At 34.2% G+C, this 16,757-nt stretch carries 20 protein-coding genes and 3 pseudogenes; 14 read left to right on the forward strand and 9 right to left on the reverse strand.

From position 1 onward, the window contains the following. The first annotated feature begins 40 nt into the window (after positions 1–40). Positions 41–604 (forward strand): carbonic anhydrase, encoded by a 564-nt coding sequence (locus U860_RS0113115; RefSeq protein ID WP_025148877.1) that lies wholly within the window; start codon positions 41–43, stop codon positions 602–604. Here the strand turns inward: U860_RS0113115 and yidD are convergent. Continuing rightward, positions 601–837, reverse strand: a complete 237-nt coding sequence (yidD, locus tag U860_RS0113120) for a membrane protein insertion efficiency factor YidD (protein WP_000809328.1) — start codon at positions 835–837, stop codon at positions 601–603. The two genes, U860_RS0113115 and yidD, sit on opposite strands and share 4 nt — an antisense overlap. A 128-nt stretch (positions 838–965) precedes the next feature. Between yidD and luxS the strand changes: the two genes are divergently transcribed. Together luxS and U860_RS0113130 are read left to right on the forward strand one after the other, a co-directional pair. Next, on the forward strand, positions 966–1,439 hold the full coding sequence (luxS, locus tag U860_RS0113125; protein ID WP_025148878.1) for an S-ribosylhomocysteine lyase LuxS: 474 nt from the start codon (positions 966–968) through the stop codon (positions 1,437–1,439). Positions 1,440–1,671: 232 nt separating this feature from the next. Beyond that, positions 1,672–1,908 carry a hypothetical protein gene (locus U860_RS0113130; RefSeq protein WP_025148879.1) on the forward strand — a complete coding sequence of 79 codons (237 nt, stop codon included), beginning with the start codon at positions 1,672–1,674 and terminating at the stop codon, positions 1,906–1,908. A gap of 338 nt (positions 1,909–2,246) precedes the next feature. Here the strand turns inward: U860_RS0113130 and U860_RS0113140 are convergent, their stop codons facing one another. Together U860_RS0113140 and ytzI are read right to left on the reverse strand one after the other, a co-directional pair. Next, entirely contained in the window at positions 2,247–2,480 is a 234-nt protein-coding gene (locus tag U860_RS0113140) for a YczI family protein (RefSeq protein ID WP_025148880.1), read from the reverse strand. A gap of 1 nt (position 2,481) precedes the next feature. Beyond that, a complete protein-coding gene (ytzI, locus tag U860_RS0113145) occupies positions 2,482–2,631 on the reverse strand; it encodes a YtzI protein (RefSeq protein ID WP_025148881.1) in 150 nt (49 codons plus the stop codon). Between the two features lie 83 nt (positions 2,632–2,714). Here ytzI and U860_RS0113150 point away from each other — a divergent pair, with 83 nt between their 5' ends. Both U860_RS0113150 and mutTA read left to right on the forward strand, forming a co-directional pair. Then, complete coding sequence (locus tag U860_RS0113150; RefSeq protein WP_025148882.1) at positions 2,715–3,032, forward strand: hypothetical protein; 318 nt, start codon at positions 2,715–2,717, stop codon at positions 3,030–3,032. A gap of 84 nt (positions 3,033–3,116) precedes the next feature. Continuing rightward, entirely contained in the window at positions 3,117–3,596 is a 480-nt protein-coding gene (gene mutTA, locus U860_RS0113155; protein WP_002015736.1) for an antimutator 8-oxo-(dGTP/GTP)ase, read from the forward strand. Positions 3,597–3,796: 200 nt separating this feature from the next. Here the strand turns inward: mutTA and U860_RS0113160 are convergent, their stop codons facing one another. Beyond that, positions 3,797–4,462 (reverse strand): HAD family hydrolase, encoded by a 666-nt coding sequence (locus tag U860_RS0113160; RefSeq protein ID WP_025148883.1) that lies wholly within the window; start codon positions 4,460–4,462, stop codon positions 3,797–3,799. Between the two features lie 103 nt (positions 4,463–4,565). Here U860_RS0113160 and U860_RS0113165 point away from each other — a divergent pair, with 103 nt between their 5' ends. Together U860_RS0113165 and U860_RS0113170 are read left to right on the forward strand one after the other, a co-directional pair. Next, a complete protein-coding gene (locus tag U860_RS0113165; RefSeq protein WP_025148884.1) occupies positions 4,566–5,675 on the forward strand; it encodes a hypothetical protein in 1,110 nt (369 codons plus the stop codon). 263 nt (positions 5,676–5,938) lie between these two features. After that, positions 5,939–6,166 (forward strand): hypothetical protein, encoded by a 228-nt coding sequence (locus tag U860_RS0113170; protein WP_002173899.1) that lies wholly within the window; start codon positions 5,939–5,941, stop codon positions 6,164–6,166. Positions 6,167–6,200: 34 nt separating this feature from the next. Here the strand turns inward: U860_RS0113170 and U860_RS0113175 are convergent, their stop codons facing one another. The 3 genes from U860_RS0113175 to U860_RS0113185 are packed head-to-tail and all read right to left on the reverse strand — an operon-like array spanning position 6,201 to position 8,783. Further along, positions 6,201–7,007, reverse strand: a complete 807-nt coding sequence (locus tag U860_RS0113175; protein WP_025148885.1) for an ABC transporter permease — start codon at positions 7,005–7,007, stop codon at positions 6,201–6,203. Continuing rightward, positions 7,000–7,764: an ABC transporter ATP-binding protein gene (locus U860_RS0113180; RefSeq protein WP_025148886.1), complete on the reverse strand. Its 765-nt coding sequence runs from the start codon at positions 7,762–7,764 to the stop codon at positions 7,000–7,002. Before U860_RS0113180 ends, U860_RS0113175 begins: the two co-directional genes overlap by 8 nt. Before the next feature lie 11 nt (positions 7,765–7,775). After that, complete coding sequence (locus U860_RS0113185; protein ID WP_025148887.1) at positions 7,776–8,783, reverse strand: ABC transporter substrate-binding protein; 1,008 nt, start codon at positions 8,781–8,783, stop codon at positions 7,776–7,778. A gap of 118 nt (positions 8,784–8,901) precedes the next feature. Between U860_RS0113185 and U860_RS0113190 the strand changes: the two genes are divergently transcribed. The 3 genes and pseudogenes from U860_RS0113190 to U860_RS0113200 form a co-directional block, all read left to right on the forward strand. Further along, positions 8,902–9,198 carry a DUF3986 family protein gene (locus U860_RS0113190; protein ID WP_025148888.1) on the forward strand — a complete coding sequence of 99 codons (297 nt, stop codon included), beginning with the start codon at positions 8,902–8,904 and terminating at the stop codon, positions 9,196–9,198. Positions 9,199–9,208: 10 nt separating this feature from the next. Beyond that, positions 9,209–9,439, forward strand: a complete 231-nt coding sequence (locus U860_RS0113195) for a hypothetical protein (RefSeq protein WP_025148889.1) — start codon at positions 9,209–9,211, stop codon at positions 9,437–9,439. 104 nt (positions 9,440–9,543) lie between these two features. After that, a pseudogene (locus U860_RS0113200) lies at positions 9,544–9,720 on the forward strand (YwbE family protein); the annotation flags it as partial. Positions 9,721–9,760: 40 nt separating this feature from the next. Here the strand turns inward: U860_RS0113200 and U860_RS0113205 are convergent. Then, on the reverse strand, positions 9,761–11,014 hold the full coding sequence (locus U860_RS0113205; RefSeq protein ID WP_025148891.1) for a glycosyltransferase family 39 protein: 1,254 nt from the start codon (positions 11,012–11,014) through the stop codon (positions 9,761–9,763). A gap of 291 nt (positions 11,015–11,305) precedes the next feature. On the opposite strand from U860_RS0113205, the gene U860_RS0113210 reads away from it, so the two are divergent. Next, the gene (locus tag U860_RS0113210) at positions 11,306–13,375 is read left to right on the forward strand and encodes an alkaline phosphatase family protein (RefSeq protein ID WP_025148892.1); all 2,070 of its coding nucleotides are present in this window, start codon (positions 11,306–11,308) and stop codon (positions 13,373–13,375) included. Positions 13,376–13,660: 285 nt separating this feature from the next. On the opposite strand, the pseudogene U860_RS35085 reads toward U860_RS0113210, so the two are convergent. Further along, positions 13,661–13,750: pseudogene (locus tag U860_RS35085) on the reverse strand (alpha/beta hydrolase); the annotation flags it as partial. A 243-nt stretch (positions 13,751–13,993) separates the two neighbouring features. On the opposite strand from U860_RS35085, the gene U860_RS0113215 reads away from it, so the two are divergent. The 3 genes and pseudogenes from U860_RS0113215 to U860_RS37000 all read left to right on the forward strand — a co-directional run. Then, positions 13,994–15,223 carry an ATP-binding protein gene (locus U860_RS0113215; RefSeq protein ID WP_025148893.1) on the forward strand — a complete coding sequence of 410 codons (1,230 nt, stop codon included), beginning with the start codon at positions 13,994–13,996 and terminating at the stop codon, positions 15,221–15,223. Between the two features lie 25 nt (positions 15,224–15,248). Then, on the forward strand, positions 15,249–16,466 hold the full coding sequence (locus U860_RS0113220) for an ATP-binding protein (RefSeq protein WP_025148894.1): 1,218 nt from the start codon (positions 15,249–15,251) through the stop codon (positions 16,464–16,466). 120 nt (positions 16,467–16,586) lie between these two features. Next, positions 16,587–16,756 (forward strand): annotated as a pseudogene (locus tag U860_RS37000) (HAD family hydrolase); the annotation flags it as partial. Position 16,757: the final 1 nt, after the last annotated feature.

The raw sequence follows: 16,757 nt of genomic DNA on the forward strand, positions 1-16,757 counted from the left end.
ATTTATGTAGTGTAAATGAGAGAAAAGAGGGTTTTTTACTATGAAGTCATTAGAAGAGATTTTGCAGTACAATGAAAAATTCGTTGAAGAGAAGAAATATGAAGAGTTTGTAGCTGGGAAATTTCCAAATAAAAGAATGGTAATTATCTCTTGTATGGATACACGTCTTGTTGAACTATTACCGAAAGCAATGAATATGCGTAACGGTGATGTAAAAATTATTAAAGTAGCAGGCGCTGTTATTTCTCATCCATTCGGAAGTATTATGCGTAGTATTTTAGTTGCTGTATATGAGCTTGGTGCTGACGAAGTATGTGTTGTTGGTCATCACGATTGTGGTATGGCAAAAATTCAAGCAAGCAGCACAATCGAAAAAATGAAAGAACGCGGTGTAACAGAAGAAAAGTTAGATACGCTTCGTTATTCTGGAATCGATTTAGAAAAATTCTTGCGAGGGTTCTCTAGTGTAGAAGAAAGTGTAGAACATAGTGTATCAGTACTTCGCAACCATCCGTTACTACCTGAAGAAGTACCTGTTCACGGTCTTGTTATTCACCCTGATACAGGAAAATTAGATTTAGTTGTGAATGGCTACGAAGCTTAAGAATTTACTTTGTCATCCTTTTTATCTGGGACAGGATCAAATCCTCCTGGATGGAAAGGGTGACATTTTAATATACGCTTACACGTAAGCCAAAATCCTTTGAGTGCACCATGTTTTTGAAACGCTTCTAATCCATAATGAGAACAAGTCGGATGAAAGCGACATGTTGGTGGCGTCATTGGAGAAATGAACTTTTGATAAAAGCGTATAATACCGATAAAAATCTGTTTCATAATGGTCTCCTTTTCAGCATAGTCTTAAAGTATTATAGCATGACCGTACATAATTCTTTACTAATGTTGATTTCCGTTATATCATATTGGATATAACGGAATTAAATTAAAAGCGGGAGAGATGTTGTATGCCATCAGTAGAAAGCTTTGAATTAGACCATACGATTGTAAAGGCGCCTTATGTAAGACATTGCGGAGTTCACAATGTAGGTAGTGACGGTATTGTAAATAAATTTGATATTCGTTTTTGCCAACCGAATAAACAAGCGATGAAACCAGATGTTATTCATACGTTAGAGCATTTATTAGCATTTAATTTACGTAAACATATTGATCGTTATCCGCATTTTGATATTATCGACATTTCACCAATGGGTTGCCAAACAGGATACTATCTTGTTGTAAGCGGGACACCAACAGTTCGTGAAATCATTGATTTATTAGAACTAACATTAAAAGATGCGGTTCAAATTACAGAAATTCCAGCTGCAAATGAAACGCAGTGTGGCCAAGCGAAGCTTCACGACTTAGAAGGAGCGAAACGCTTAATGAATTTCTGGTTAAGCCAAGATAAAGATGAACTTGAGAAAGTATTTGGATAAAAGGAAAACTGCCTGTGAAAGGGCAGTTTTTTATTTTTCCTCTGTCGATAATTCCTATTTCCGTTAAACGAACGCACCTGTAGCCAAAATGAAAAATATAATTGGGCAAGAATATTGATGTGAGCTTATTGGAAAGCGAAATGAAAATAGCATTTGACATAACACCTTTAGGTGTTATAATAAAAACGAAACCAAATGGTGTTATTTTTAGTTTCTTTAGGAGGTAAAAGGAATGGACAAGCAAGGACAAGAAATGTTTTTGAATTTTATTTTACAAAGAGTTCAAGAAGGTAAGCAGGATGAAGCAAAAGCAATACTTACAGAAAACTTCAAGAAACAAGATGAAGGTGCGTTCTCAAAAGAGGATATTGAACAATTTATACCTAAAATGATTAGTCTACTAAAACCAGAAAAATTAGAGGAAGTAAAAGCTGTAGTAAAACAGTTTTCTGGAAACTACGGTAATTAATAAGAAGAAACAATCTAAACATAATGTTTTCTAATAAGCTGTACACTCCATATTCTTTTAAACCTTGAAGTCAAAAGGGAGGATATGAAGCACGTTATATGCTTAAACAAGAACCATTAGTTACTATACAAAGTTGGCTGTACTATTGGAAGGATAAGCTATCTGCTCTAAAAACGTCTGTAGAGGAAGATAACAATTAGTTATAAGAGAACCGAATTTGTGTTGTTTAACACTTATTGGTTCTCTTATTTGCTTTGGTCGTATTCTTTCAACTGTCTTTTATTAACTGTTTGTAAAAGCAAAATTGGTGAAAGGTAATAGTCAGTAGGTGATTAAAATTACATTTTTATGTAGGTAATGGTGAGAACAATCCAAGAGAAAGCCCCAGCGACAATACAAATAAATCCAGTTCCTGAATCCTTTTTCTTTATTTGTTCAATTGCAATGAGGAACATTAAAGCTCCTAATAGAAATTGTGAAAGTGGTAGAAAGTTATGTTGATCTGTCAGTAAACCAATGCTGGATATGATGATGACACTGAGTGCGATTAAAATGCGTAGTATACGAAGCATGTTATGACTTCTCCTTGCTGTTTTTTGTATAGGGGTTATCTTCTGGTTTATCAACGGAATGTTTATATGAATAGCCTTTATTAATTGTCATGACGGAGAGTACTAATACGATCAGTACGATTATAATGCCGATAATTAATATTTTGAGCATGAAATCCCTCCTTTTCTTTATTTTACATAATTTTGTAATTGATGAAAACAATAGAAATTAAAAGGATGAAAGAAGGGTGTTACATGGAGAATAAAAAAACATATTATATATCAGTTGGAAATGGCCAAATTTCGCAAGTGAAGACGGCGGATACGTATAATTTTGAGATTTATGCAAATGACGAAGAGATTACAGAGTTAAGAGAGTATTTTGATCAAGCATATGAAGAGGACTTAGGTTCGTTTGTACGCTCCCACGTTCCATTCGTTGAGTATCATAACGATTCGAATAATGACCGATATGATGAACAACTACAAAAAGCATATAAAATGATTTATGATCTAGGGAATCATGAAACGAAAGAATTAGTCGCGCAAATGGGAATAATCAACGGATTGTAATTGGATAATATTATGCAGAAAAGCGAGAATATGCTACAATTTGTGGTAGGAAAAACTTGTAACCATCAATAGGGGAGTAATGGCATGTACAAATTTAAAGATTATTACCACAACACTGTACAATTATCGTTTGAACGTTACCCATTTTCTCCTGAGCCAAAGCATGTTTGGGTTGTATGCCGGTACGGGGATCAATGGTTATTAACGCATCATTTACGCCGCGGTCTTGAATTTCCAGGTGGTAAAGTCGAACTCGGGGAAACACCAGAAGAAGCGGCAGTTCGAGAAGTTCATGAAGAAACCGGCGGCATAGTTTCTGATTTAACTTACTTAGGACAATATAAAGTATCCGGAAAAGACAAAATAATCATTAAAAACATTTATTTTGCAACAATTAGTGCGGTAGAGCAGCATACGCATTACGAAGAAACGAAAGGGTCTGTTTTATTAAAAGACATTCCTGATAACATTAAGACTGATAGGAAATTTAGCTTTATTATGCGCGATGATGTATTAGCGCGTACGATGAAACATATAGAAGAAATCGGCTGTTTTACAAAGTAAAATGGCCGGTTTCTTTTTTTACCCCCAAAAATGGTGTGAATATACCTTTACATTCAGGAATCAAAGCCTCCTCTTATTATTGTCAGTTTCTGTCGGTAAATCGATATATTTTAAAAATCGCTGATATATTTGGAGTTGTGGTCGATATATTCGGAAAATCGCTAATATAATTTCATTTACTATCATATCGTTTAAAAAGTTTACTGAATCTCCACCTCTAAAAACGAAATCACCTCTAACAAATCATCCACCACACGTGAATGTTCAAAATCACCCCAAAACAAATCCTTCTTCCAAACGCCCCGAATTCCTACGTTTTCAGCTCCAAGCACATCGTTTTCTGGATGATCCCCAACATAAAGGCATTCTTCAGCTTTTACGTTTAGCTTTTGCAAAGCTCGTTCGAAAATTTCTCGGTGTGGTTTCTTAATTTTTTCTGCTTCTGAAATGAGAATTGCATTTGTATACGTATGTATGTTTAAGGCACGAAGATTATTTGTTTGAAAGTCAGTAAAGCCGTTTGTAATAATACCAATTTTTATATTGTGCTGAGTTAGTTGCTGAAGTAATTCATGCATGTTTGGGAAAGGAATGCAGTGATGTTGAAAGTTTGTAGTGTAGTCATGCAGCAGTTGCTCTTGTGTTAAAGTGGTAATGTTGTATTCGGAAAGGAGAGTAGCATATACTTTATCTTTCCAAGTGTAGCCATTAGTATCGAGTTCAAGAAAACGAGAACAATACTCGGCTTGTTCTATGTTTATAAAATGAAGAGAAAAGCGATTGTATTGGTCGTGAATAAATTGCTTTAAAGATTGACGACGATCTAATAGTGTCCCATCTAAGTCGAAAAGTACTGCACGAATCATAAGTAACCTCCTTAAAAAATAGGGATATTTTCATAAGTAATTATCGCATATTTGTTAGAAAATGATTATTATATTTTTGTAGAATGAAGCGACGGAGGTTTATATGAAGAAACTGTATGGAAGGTTAGTTTGTTTTATTATTTCAATTGGCTTAGTGGCTGGATGTGATATGACGAAGCAAACTTCGAAAAGAGAGAAGAAAGATGTGTGTGAAACGACAGAAGAATGCACGCAAATAGGAGATAAAACACTTCAAAAAGTATATAAAAAGATAGATGGACTTTCAGAACTTGAGGTACCAGAAGATTATGATGTAGAAGAACATGTAAGTAATGATAGGAAAGAAGAAGAGAAGAAAAAAGAGGATGATGAAAATTATTTCTTTTTAGCTTCTTATTATATTGATGGTGATGAAATTATAGATCCTTATTTCGACAAACTAGATCGTAAACGATTGAATAAGGCTTTTGCGGAGGATAAGGAAGCGAAAGAAGAAGTATTAAAGCAACGTAAAGATAGGGATTATCATGAATCGTTATGGGAGATGTATAGCACTCTTATTCCAGCTAAGTATCGCACTGACATAAAAGAGTTTGACATGGTAACAGATGGTTACGACGGAATTGTCGCCCACGTTATGCCAAGTGTGGAGTATCCGAAAGAGTGGACCATTAGTTTAGATACGCTTGATTCTGCAGTAAATATCGATCAAGTGATAAAAACATTAATACATGAGACGGCGCATGTGTTGACGCTAGGACATAAACAAATACCAGTAAATGAAAAGTACTTAAAGGCTTTTGAAGAAGATAAAGATATTTCATCATACCAAAATAAATGTAAATCGCTTTTCTTACAAGAAGGATGTGCGAAGGAGAGCTCTTATATAAATCAATTCCATAATTTGTTCTGGAAACAAATTGAGCAGGAGTGGACAGAGAAGAAAGTAGAAGAAAGTGAAGAAGCTCAAATGGAATTCTTTAAGGAAAAGCATGATGATTTTGTTTCACTGTATGGGACGACAAATGTAGCAGAGGATATTGCGGATACATTTACAGCGTTTATTTTACAAGATTCCCAAAAGGTGAAAGAAGGATCAGAATTAAAACATAAAAAAATTGCCTTTTTCTATCAATTCCCCGATCTTGTAAAAATGAGAGCGGAAGTGTTGTCGGGATTATATGATATTTCGAGGGATATAGAGCAGTCATAGTGTAGTTTGTACTATTTGTCGGTAAGTCGATATAATTGGATTTATGTTCGATATATTTTTAGTCGATCAAATGAAAACGCGAGGACGTTCCGTCCTTTGCGTTTTTTTATGTTGATAAAATTGAAAATTCAGTCTTTTTATAAAGAGAAGCAGGAACTGAAGCTTTAAAATAGAATTAGTATAAAAATGTCACAAATTAGACACAATTATAATGCGCATATTATAGGGACTATAAGTTTACTCTCGAGGAGGTAATGAAACGTATGAAAACGATTCTTGCTGTTGCTGGTCTCATTTGGGTAATGTCTCATGGTTTTCCGATTTTTGAAGGAGAGCAAATTCGTAGTGCATTAAATAAACAGTTTAATGATTATCATATTATTGATCGAAAAGATAATGTCGTTACAGTGCGTGTGAAAGATTGTTTCCACACAGTTACAGTTGCTAATGGCAATGTTACAAATGATTCAAAAATGTGCGATAAAAGATAAAAGAAAGAAGCTGACTCTGGCGTATGGCTTTGAGTTAGCTTCTTTTTCGTTTTCCAACAAGGATTTTTTCAAATGCTTCGACAAATACATACATAAGAGTTGCAAGGACGCAAGTGAGCAATACACTGAGTAAAACGAGTGTGAAGTTAAAGACTTGGAATCCGTAGCTAATTAAATAGCCAAGTCCTTGTTTAGAAACGAGGAGCTCTCCGAAAATAACACCGACCCATGATAAGCCAACGTTCACTTTTAACGTTGAAATAATGGCAGGGAAGGATGAAGGGAGAATAACGTGCTTATAGCATTGCCATTTATTTGCGCCAAATGTGTGCATTACTTTTATATAGTTGGAATCGACTTCTTGAAATGCGCTGTAAATAACGAGAATGGTAATGATGATGGAGATGATTACCCCCATTGCGATAGAAGATGAAATGTTTGGACCGAAAATGACAATAATAATTGGGCCGAGTGCTACTTTTGGCATTGCATTTAGGACAACGAGATATGGATCAAGTACGCGAGCTAAAAGGGGCATCCACCAAAGGAAAGTGGCGATAATAGCTCCGAGTACTGTTCCGAGAATGAAGCCTACTCCTGTTTCGAGTAATGTCGTCCATATGTGAATCCAAAGTGAACCGTCAATCCATTTCGTTAAGAAGAGATCCCAAATACTCGAAGGAGAGCTAAAGAGTAAAGGATCAATCCACTCTTTCTTGCTAGCCATTTCCCATAGTGCAAAGAAAAGAACAAGAAGTAAAAGTTGTAAAGAGCGAGCTAGCCATGCACGTTGTCTTTCTTTTTTTCGAAACTGTTCATGTAGTTGTTTTATATTATCCAAGTCGTTCCAACTCCTTCCATATTTCTTGGAAGAGGGCTGGGAAGTCATGGTGGTGGCGTGCTTCTAACGGCGATAAGGAACGGATACTATCTGGGACGATGAATGTTTTTGCAATCTTTCCAGGGTTCGCTTGCAGCAAATAAATACGATCGCTCATCGCAATTGCTTCTTCAATATCATGTGTCACAAGTAGTGATGTTTTCTTATATTTACGTAGCAATGTGAAGACGAGTTCTTCTAGTTTTAATTTTGTTTGATAATCGAGAGCGGAAAATGGTTCATCTAGCAATAAAATTTTTGGATCGGTCGCCAATGTTCGAACGAGTGCAGCACGTTGGCGCATGCCGCCGGATAGTTCACGAGGATATTGCTGTTCTATATCATGTAAGCCGACTTGTTTTAAAAGCTTTAATGTATGTTCTTTCGTATTTTCATCATAAATTTTCCGAATATGAAGTCCGAGCATAATATTTTCTTCAATTGTTTTCCACGGAAACAAGTAATCTTGCTGGAGCATATAGCCCATAGATGGGGTCATAGTTGTAATCAGCTCACCATCTAAAAATACGGTCCCTTCAATTGGGTCAAGTAGCCCTGCAATAATAGAGAGGAGCGTTGTTTTTCCGCAACCACTCGGACCAAGGATAGAAATAAATTCCCCCTCTTCTACTTGCAAACTCATATCTTCAAGAATAAGTTTGGCATTTTCTTTTGCAAAAAAGCAGTGAGAAACGTTACGTATTTGTAAAAAACTCATATATTTCGCCTCTATTTCTTAATGACGCTTTCAGCAATTTTTGTATTGACGAGCGTTTCATGTGGAACTTCTTTTTGTAATTCGCCAGCTTCCTTCATAATCGCTTGGAGCTGTTTCCATTCTTCAGCATCTAATAATGGATTTGTCGCATAAGAATGTTGTTTTTTGTAGCGCTCAATTACTTTTATTGAAATGTCTTTTGAAGTGTCTTTAAATAGTGGAGAAACAGCATCAGCAATCTCTTCTGGACTATGTGTATCAACCCATTGCTGCGCTTTATATAGCGCACGCGTGAATTTTTCTGCAGCAGCTTTATCTTTCTTTAAGAAACTTTCTTTTGCCATAAACGTTGTATAAGGAACAGTGCCAGATTCAGCTCCGAAAGAAGCGACAATATAACCTTTTCCTTCTTTTTCAAATATACTTGCAGTCGGTTCAAAGAGCTGTACAAATTCTCCTGTACCAGATGCAAAGGCATTTGCAATATTAGCAAACTCGATATTTTGAATTAAGTTCGTATCTTTGTGAGGATCAATGCCATTTTTCTTTAAAACATATTCTCCAACCATTTGTGGCATGCCGCCTTTACGCTGTCCTAAAAACGTAACGCCCTTTACGTCATTCCAATTAAAAGTGTCTAATTTTTTACGTGAAACTAAAAATGTGCCATCTGTTTGTGTTAACTGTGCAAAATTAATGATAGGATCTTTTGCTCCTTGTTGATGAACATAAATGGACGTTTCTGAACCAACGAGGGCAATATCAATTCCGCCGGATAATAGGGTAGTCATCGTTTTATCCCCGCCAGCGGTTGTTTGTAAGTCAATATTTAAGCCTTCATCTTTAAAAAAACCTTTTTCAATTCCAACATATAATGGTGCGTAGAAAAGAGAATGGGTAACTTCGCCAACTCGAATTTTTTGAGCTTGTTCTTTCGTACTTTCTTTTGTGCTACTACAAGCAGCAAATGTGAAAACAGCTAGTAACATGATGCAAAAAACGGTTATTAATTTTTTCACTATATGGCACCTCCTAGAAGTTAATCTACAAGCATGATATGTAGGTTAGTGCCCATATGTGAGTATATAGCAGGAATTTTTTGGGTAGTACAGAAGTACAAATATAAGGGGTGATAAAATGGAGTACGAATACGATGATAGCATACATTTACATCTTGATTATTTCGGAACTGAATGTGATATGGAATCGATTGCTTATAAGAGGAAGCATGAAGACGTATGGGATGTGTATTTTAATTTTGGAGTATACGGTATTCAGAAAGATGATGTAGAGACAGGAATGTTTATGGACGAATATGCCGGTTATTACGTTTTTTCTGTACATGCTCGTGATTTGAGCTGGGAATTTGGAAGTGCTCAGTTTGAGGAATGGGTTTTGAGGAACCATATAGTAGAAAAAACACTTCAAAAATAGGAGGAATTTCGTGGTTGAATTTCTCATCTTATTATTCATTTGCGTAGTTGGAATTTTCATCATGCAAGTACTCATTTACCGATTTGCAAAGAAAAATATTCATAAATACAAAGAAGTGAAGTGGATTCATATGTGGCTAGATATGACTATGAAAAAGGGTCCGAGATTAGATTTTTTTGATTTTGTACTTATAGTAATCGTGAGTATCATATGGAAAATATGGATGCTTCCTCTTATATAGTAAACATGCTAATCATTTCAACATTTTCCCTTGCATAATAAATAACGAAAAGAACCTGTCATGTGACAGGTTCTTTCTATAGAAATAGTTTTCCGAAACTCGTGCCGACAAGATCACAAATTTCGGTCGGTTCACATGTGGTTATCCAATTAGATAAAGATTATAGTAAAACTGTGAGCGGTGTTATGAAAGATATTTTAGCAAACACGGAAACACATACGTACGGAATTAAAGTTCGATTACAAGATGGGCAAATTGGTCGTGTTCAAAGTGTTGGATAATAAAAAAGAGGTCGTCCATCTTTGGACGACCTCTTTTTTATTATGCTTGGTTAGTGCGGAAAAATGGAAGCTTCTGCACAGCGTAAACTAACCCATATGCAAGAATTAAGCACATAAGAGGGTTAATGAAAAATCCGTAGCGATTAATTGCTAAGAATAAGTTTGAGAAGATGATATAAATAACAGAACTTGCTACTAGCATCATAACGCGTTTATGTTTAAATGAATTTAGCATGAGGCAGAAACTGCTCAAGAATGTACCAATGATGAAGACTCTATGACACATTTGCATAAATTTATGAATATGGTATTGGTCTACAGCAGGAGCTGTTTTGAATAACTCAATTGTTTTCCCAACAGTGAACCAAGAGAACCAATATGTGAAGTCCGTCTTAAATCCATTTTTGATTAAATCTTTTGCGTAGGCGCCTTTATCCTCTAAGCCTTGGGCTCTCATTTGGTTAACCACATTTTCATAGCCGATTTTGTTAAATGGATCTGCGCCGGCAATTAATGGGTCCGCACCTTGTGTTGAGAATAAAATAAATTGATGAAACGCTAAATAGTTACGAACAACCCAAGCACCGATAATAAAGAATGGGCCAATGAGCCATAATAATCCAATCCGAATTGATTCTTTAAATCCATATGTGAACAAGACGGCAAGAACAGGAATGAGCATCATTGGAGCTGGGTTTGGACGGAACATAAGTAAAATAGCAACAACAATTCCAAACCATATATGGAATTTTGCTTTATTGTATTTCCATGCGAGAACAAATACATACACGCTTAACGATAATAAGAATATTGAAGGAACTTCTGTTAGTAATGTACGGAAGTATGTATAGTTACTTGGATAAATAGCATATAAAATACTTGCGACAATTCCATAAATATTCTTTTCAAATAACTCTTTTCCTATTAAGAATACTAGTAACACTGTGCCGAGATTCAATAGCATATTAATGACAGTTGCCACGTAATAGTAAGGAAGTGATGTAACATCAGAAATAATCATAGCGCCAGCTAATAATAGTGGCTGACCTGGTGTGATGTATGCATTTTTTCCAGGAACTTCACTAGGCTCCATATAAACATATCCAAAGACACCGTGTTTTAGTAACTGTTCAGCTGTTAACGAATAGTTGAACGCATCATATGCACCATAGGTTACTTTGACTGCTTCTCCATTTAACCCTGGCTGTTTTACTAGACAAAAAACATGCAACAGGAAAGAAAACGCCAAAATTACATATACCGCTTTAGGCAAATTTTTAAACTTATTTAACAAAAATGAGCAGCTCCTTTTTTATTAATTCTTTCTTGTTTTCATGATAAAACCTTAATAGTATTAAGGTTTTCCAAAACATAGTTATTATATCATAAAGTGGAGGGGAGTAATTTGATTTTTCAATACTCCATAGTTTAAATTCCAAAATTCAACTGATTATTAAGGGATAATTAAGAAAATATATTTATAGTAAAAGCAAGTTGGAAGACGAAATACACGTTATATGTTATTTTTATAGAAAGCGTTTTTACGATGCGAGGTGAAATTAATAGATAGAAAAGAGGGAATGAAGTGAAGTATGGTTCCACACTTTATCATCTTCCGAGAAGAAATATATTAATTTCTACCATGTTAAGTGGCATGGTAACCTTACTAGTAACAACTGTGCTGTTTATGATTTTAAAGTTTTTTAATTTAGATATGATTAAAGATATTTTTAATCATAAGTTGATTTTAAGGAGTATGATGATTTTAATATGGGGTGCACTCTTATATTTTGTGTATTCAAATAAAAAAGAGACGTTCATACTTAAATCGTCCCTTCGCGTGTATCTTATATTATTTTTTATAGCGCATGTAGTAACTTTATTTTATATTGTGTTACAAGTTAATATGAACTTCGTAGAAGCGATAAATTGGATTTACTATTATAATATGCAGTTTATATTTAGCTTACTAGTAATTTATGCAATATATGTTTTTGTATATAGTGTGCTAGGGAAATTTTTTCTGAGTGTTATTTTAACGAGTTGCACGTTAGTCATTTTAGGTATTGTAAACCATTTAAAGCTTATTTTTAGAGGGGACCCACTATATCCTTCTGATTTTACACAGATTGGACATATGCAATCTGTTATACCGATGGTGATGGATTATTTTAGTTGGGGTTATATTCTTCTCGTTATTGTAAGTGTTGTTGCCTGTATTTTGGTGGGTATGTATGTGAGGAAATATATTCAAAATGTAAAAGTTCATGCAGGCGTACGAGTTCTATTTATAATAGGATCCGTTTTTGTTTTATATGCGTATGGTAATTTTACGAATACGTTTATGAATAAATGGTTTCAAAAGTCGGGTATAGAGTTCGTTTTGTGGAATCAAAATGAAAATTATGCTTCAAATGGTTTTGTGTTAGGCTTTATAAGTAATTTAGATACGACAGTCATTGAAAAGCCGAAAGACTATTCAAAAGAAAATATGCTTCAAATAGCAAAAGACATAAAGAAACAATATGGTAGCAATATAGGGGCGCAGAAGCAAAAAGAGAAACCAAATATTATTTTTGTAATGAGTGAGTCGTTTTGGGATCCAACGAAATTAACGAATCTTTCCTTTAGTGAAGATCCTTTACCGAATTTGCATCATTATATAGAAAGTTTTCCTGGTGGACAAACTATTTCGCCGACATTTGGAGGAAATACTGCGAACGTTGAATTTGAGGCGTTAACGAGTTATTCAATGAGTTTGTTAAAGCCAGGATCTATACCATATCAGCAAGTCGTTACAAATAAAGTAGAAATTCCATCCATTACTCGAACGTTGAAAAAAGAAGGGTATTACACAAGCGCTATTCATTCGTTCGGTCGTTCATTTTTTAAACGTGATGATGTATATAAAGTGTTAGGATTTGATAAGTTTAATGCACAAGATACGATGGAAAATGTAGAAATTGATGGAGATTATATTAGTGATTTATCTATGAGTAAAGAGATAATAGCTGAATTAGAGAAGCAAAAGAAACCTACGTTTGTTCATGCAGTTACGATGCAAAATCATTTTCCATTTACAGAAGGAAGATTTGGCGAAAATCAAATAGAGATTAGTGGATTAGAAAATGAAGAATCGAAAGCTGAATTAGAGACTTATACAGAAGGGTTAAGACGTTCAGATGAAGCTCTGCAATATTTAATAGAGCAACTAGATAATTTAGATAGACCTACATTATTAGTATTCTTTGGCGATCATCTCCCATCACTAGGAACAAATAAATCTCTTTATAAAGAGACTGGTTATATAACAAATGAAAAAACACCAAGTGAACGATTAGCGATGGCACAAACGCCGTTATTAATGTATGCAAATTTTGATATACCAAATGACAATTTAGGCCTAGTAAGTCCAATTTATTTTTCAAATCTTGTCCTTGATTATGCTGGATTAAATAAGGTACCGTTCTATGAATTTTTATCGAAGTTATATGAAGAAATTCCCGTACTTCGTGACGAATTGAAGATAGGAAAAGACGGAGAAGCAATAAAAAGTTTAACAGCGAAACAAAAAGAAATGTTGAAGCAATATGAGCTTATTCAATATGACTTACTTATCGGAAAGCAATATAGTAAGGATATATTATTTAAATAAGCGACAAAAAGAACTTGTATACGATACAAGTTCTTTTTTCATAGCTTTTAACGGGGTAACCAGACAAGCTGGGTTTAGGGAGTATTACTTGTACATTTAGTATAAATTAAAATAGAATCGTTTAAGTGATTGATTTGTGAGAAATGTGTGAATTTTTATCCGTTTTACATATGATGATTAAAGGGATAAAGAAAGGGCGGGACCGAAGTCTCTACTCTATGTATAAAAAGAAAAAGAATTTGCCGTTTTGGCAAATTCTTTTTTATGTTGAGAAACAAAAGGCTATTATGAATTTAAAAATTTAATAAGTTCCTTATTTAATTCATCTGCCTGATCGATTGGAGAGCCGTGGCCGCTATTTGTAAGAGGGTATAGCTCAGCACTTTTGTAAGGGATTGTAGCTGTTCTATATTCTTATTTTCACGACCGTCCATATAAAGCACTTCCCATATTATACGTGTTATTGTTCATGGTTTTCATGCTTACATATGGCTTGGAGAAGCATAGTAGCTATGGATTGATTTTCCTCATTTGTTCAATTTATCTTTGTTTGTCTATGAAAATCATTTATTATAATAAATGGTATTCTTCGAGATATTATTTTGAAGGGGTGTTGAAGTGGAAGAGAGCTTTCTATCTGCTAAAGAAGAAAAGAAAAACGCTAAGATTTTCTTATGGGTACTGCATGTCATTGTGATTGTATATGAGGCTGCATATGCGATTATATTAGAAGATAAAATGCCTTTAGAAAATTGGCATAAAGGGATATTGAAGCTTGCATACATCATGATTATATTAGGTATCGGTGTTTACTTATTTGAGAGAGGAAAAGCACATTTAGTTAAATATACATATTTATTTGCATACATGATTGCAGAGATTTTCAATATTGGATGGTATGCTTTTCATAATACAATAGCATTTGATGAAGGGAATGTAATTGAATTTATTTTCATTTTCTTCGTGCCAATATTTTTAAGTAAACGATATTTATTTATCTTAGCGCCATTTCTTATAGGAAAATATATGATATACCTATTTGTATTTGGAGAACTGAATCGGTTTATACCTCTTGTTATGAATATGTTGTTGCTTTTCGTGTCATATATTATTTTAAATCGATTTGTACAATATTTTTCAGCAGTCAAGAAAAGTATTGCCGAGGCTAGTCAGGCACAAAAATTGGCGGTTATCGGAAAAATGGCAGCGACAGTCGGACATGAAATTAAAAATCCACTTGCTTCATTAAAAGGGTTTACGCAATTACAAAAAGAGAAGCACGAAAAAGATGCGACTTATGGACAAATGATTCTTGAAATAGAAAATATGAATAATATGATTAGCGAATTAATGGAGGTTGCTACATGTAAACCTTCTGTTTATGAAAAACATATTGTAAGTGATGTTCTAGTACAAGCACTAGAAAAAATGCATGAAAAAATGGACGAGTTAAATATAAATTTCACCTTTAATGAAGAGCATAATAGAAGTGAGATTGAATGTGATAAACGAAAATTAAAAGGTGTATTTTTGTATGTTATTAAAAATGCTCTAGAGGCAATGGAACATGGTGGAACATTGCAAATACAAGTTGAAGATAAAAAAAGAGATTATGTAGTAATAAGTATAGTAGATAGTGGTTTCGGGATAAAAAAAGAGAATTTAGGAAGAGTTACAGAGGCTTTTTATACAACGAAGCAAGATAAAATTGGATTAGGCCTTACGTTAGCAGAGCGAATTATTACAGAGAACCTTGGAGAATTACATATTTCTAGTGAAGTAAAGAAAGGAACGAGAGTAGAAATACTGCTTCCGAAAAAACTTGAGCGCAATGTAACACAAGAGTAAGAGGTGTTGTAAAAGGAGCTATCATATGGACAAAGGCTATATATTTGAAAAAGAAGAAATAAAGGCGTTAAAAATATTTTTATGCTTATTCTTCGTTATATTTTTTATGTATGATTTTGCTGAAAAGGCTATGGTCCTTTTATCAGAAGGAGATCAAAGGTTAGCAGATGTTTTTGGAGAAGGATTAGGTTTATGGTTATATAGTTTGATGGTTTTATTGTTTCTTATCGGAATATATTGTATGAAGCGGAAAAATCCATATATTGTGAAGTATATTATTTTAATTGGCTATAATATATTGGATTTTATTAACAACTTCATTATCTATTACGGAAGTGATGCTGAATTTGATGGTGGGAATATAGTAGAAGGATTCTTTATTTTATTTGCACCGATCTTTGTGAATAAAAGGTATTTTTGGTTAGTTGCTGGAGTTCTTGTCGGAAAATATGCACTGATGGGATTCGTTGTTCAATCCTTTATTGTGCTTATCCCAATGGCATTATGCAGCGTGTTTGCTATTATATGTTGGATTATACTTTTAAGACTCCAGTCTTACGTTCGCACACTTGAAATGATGGATAAAGAAATGCAAAAGGTAGAAAAATTAGCGACGGTTGGAAAAATGGCAACAGTAATTGGCGATAAGATTAAAAGACCGCTAGCAAAATTGAAAAAACTTGTGAATAGGCAAGCGAAAAAACATCCAGAAGATAAGATTTATAGTGAGATTATGAAGCAGGAAGTAGATCGTATTAATACAATCGCTACAGAACTAAGTGGGTTTGAGAAATCTAAATCGATAGAATCAGAAACTCATAATATAAAAGAAATCATCTCTTATGTTATTCGAGTTATGGAAAAACCGGCTTTAGAACAAGGGGTAAACATACAGGCTATTTATAGTAAGGATATACCCTCAATCACATGCGATGAAAAACGATTGAAGCAAGTATTTTTTAATTTAGTAAAAAATGCGATTGAAGCAATGTCAGTTGGCGGAACTATTACTGTAAAAGTTACAGTAGAAGATGTAATTGTTATTCAAATTATAGATGAGGGATGCGGTATTCCAAAAGATAAAATTCCGAAGCTAAATGAAGCTTTTTACACAACGAAAGAAACTGGAACGGGCTTAGGTTTAGTAGTTACGGAAAAAATTATTAAAGATCACCACGGTAAGTTGAACTTTGAAAGTGAAGTTGGAGTTGGAACGACGGTAGAGATTATGTTGCCGATTTAATGATAGTGCAAGAGATAAATAGAAAACATCACTTTGTCAAAAGTGATGTTTTTTTATTGATTTATCCTGCGTTAAGTTCCAATTGGTTCAACTAATAATCAGTGATGAGAGTTTCAAAATGAAACAATATACATAGGCGACTTAATATATGACTTTTAATGTGCAAAACAGGCTGGGAAAAATTTTGTTTAGCGTTATGGAGAGCAAAGAGAAGGAAAGGATTTGAAGGGGCTGATCATGTTTTTAAAGTAACGTATGAAATTTTAAGTGTAGTAAAAAGAGGTAGCTAAA

Origin of the sequence: Bacillus sp. H1a (assembly GCF_000633475.1) — a bacterium.
GTDB classification, from domain to species: domain Bacteria; phylum Bacillota; class Bacilli; order Bacillales; family Bacillaceae_G; genus Bacillus_A; species Bacillus_A paramycoides.

Coding starts and splice junctions, on each gene's coding strand:
- U860_RS0113115 (WP_025148877.1), top strand. CDS start 41: ATGAAGTCATTAGAAGAGATTTTGCAGTACAATGAAAAATTCGTTGAA.
- yidD (WP_000809328.1), bottom strand. CDS start 837: ATGAAACAGATTTTTATCGGTATTATACGCTTTTATCAAAAGTTCATT.
- luxS (WP_025148878.1), top strand. CDS start 966: ATGCCATCAGTAGAAAGCTTTGAATTAGACCATACGATTGTAAAGGCG.
- U860_RS0113130 (WP_025148879.1), top strand. CDS start 1,672: ATGGACAAGCAAGGACAAGAAATGTTTTTGAATTTTATTTTACAAAGA.
- U860_RS0113140 (WP_025148880.1), bottom strand. CDS start 2,480: ATGCTTCGTATACTACGCATTTTAATCGCACTCAGTGTCATCATCATA.
- ytzI (WP_025148881.1), bottom strand. CDS start 2,631: ATGCTCAAAATATTAATTATCGGCATTATAATCGTACTGATCGTATTA.
- U860_RS0113150 (WP_025148882.1), top strand. CDS start 2,715: ATGGAGAATAAAAAAACATATTATATATCAGTTGGAAATGGCCAAATT.
- mutTA (WP_002015736.1), top strand. CDS start 3,117: ATGTACAAATTTAAAGATTATTACCACAACACTGTACAATTATCGTTT.
- U860_RS0113160 (WP_025148883.1), bottom strand. CDS start 4,462: ATGATTCGTGCAGTACTTTTCGACTTAGATGGGACACTATTAGATCGT.
- U860_RS0113165 (WP_025148884.1), top strand. CDS start 4,566: ATGAAGAAACTGTATGGAAGGTTAGTTTGTTTTATTATTTCAATTGGC.
- U860_RS0113170 (WP_002173899.1), top strand. CDS start 5,939: ATGAAAACGATTCTTGCTGTTGCTGGTCTCATTTGGGTAATGTCTCAT.
- U860_RS0113180 (WP_025148886.1), bottom strand. CDS start 7,764: ATGAGTTTTTTACAAATACGTAACGTTTCTCACTGCTTTTTTGCAAAA.
- U860_RS0113190 (WP_025148888.1), top strand. CDS start 8,902: ATGGAGTACGAATACGATGATAGCATACATTTACATCTTGATTATTTC.
- U860_RS0113220 (WP_025148894.1), top strand. CDS start 15,249: ATGGACAAAGGCTATATATTTGAAAAAGAAGAAATAAAGGCGTTAAAA.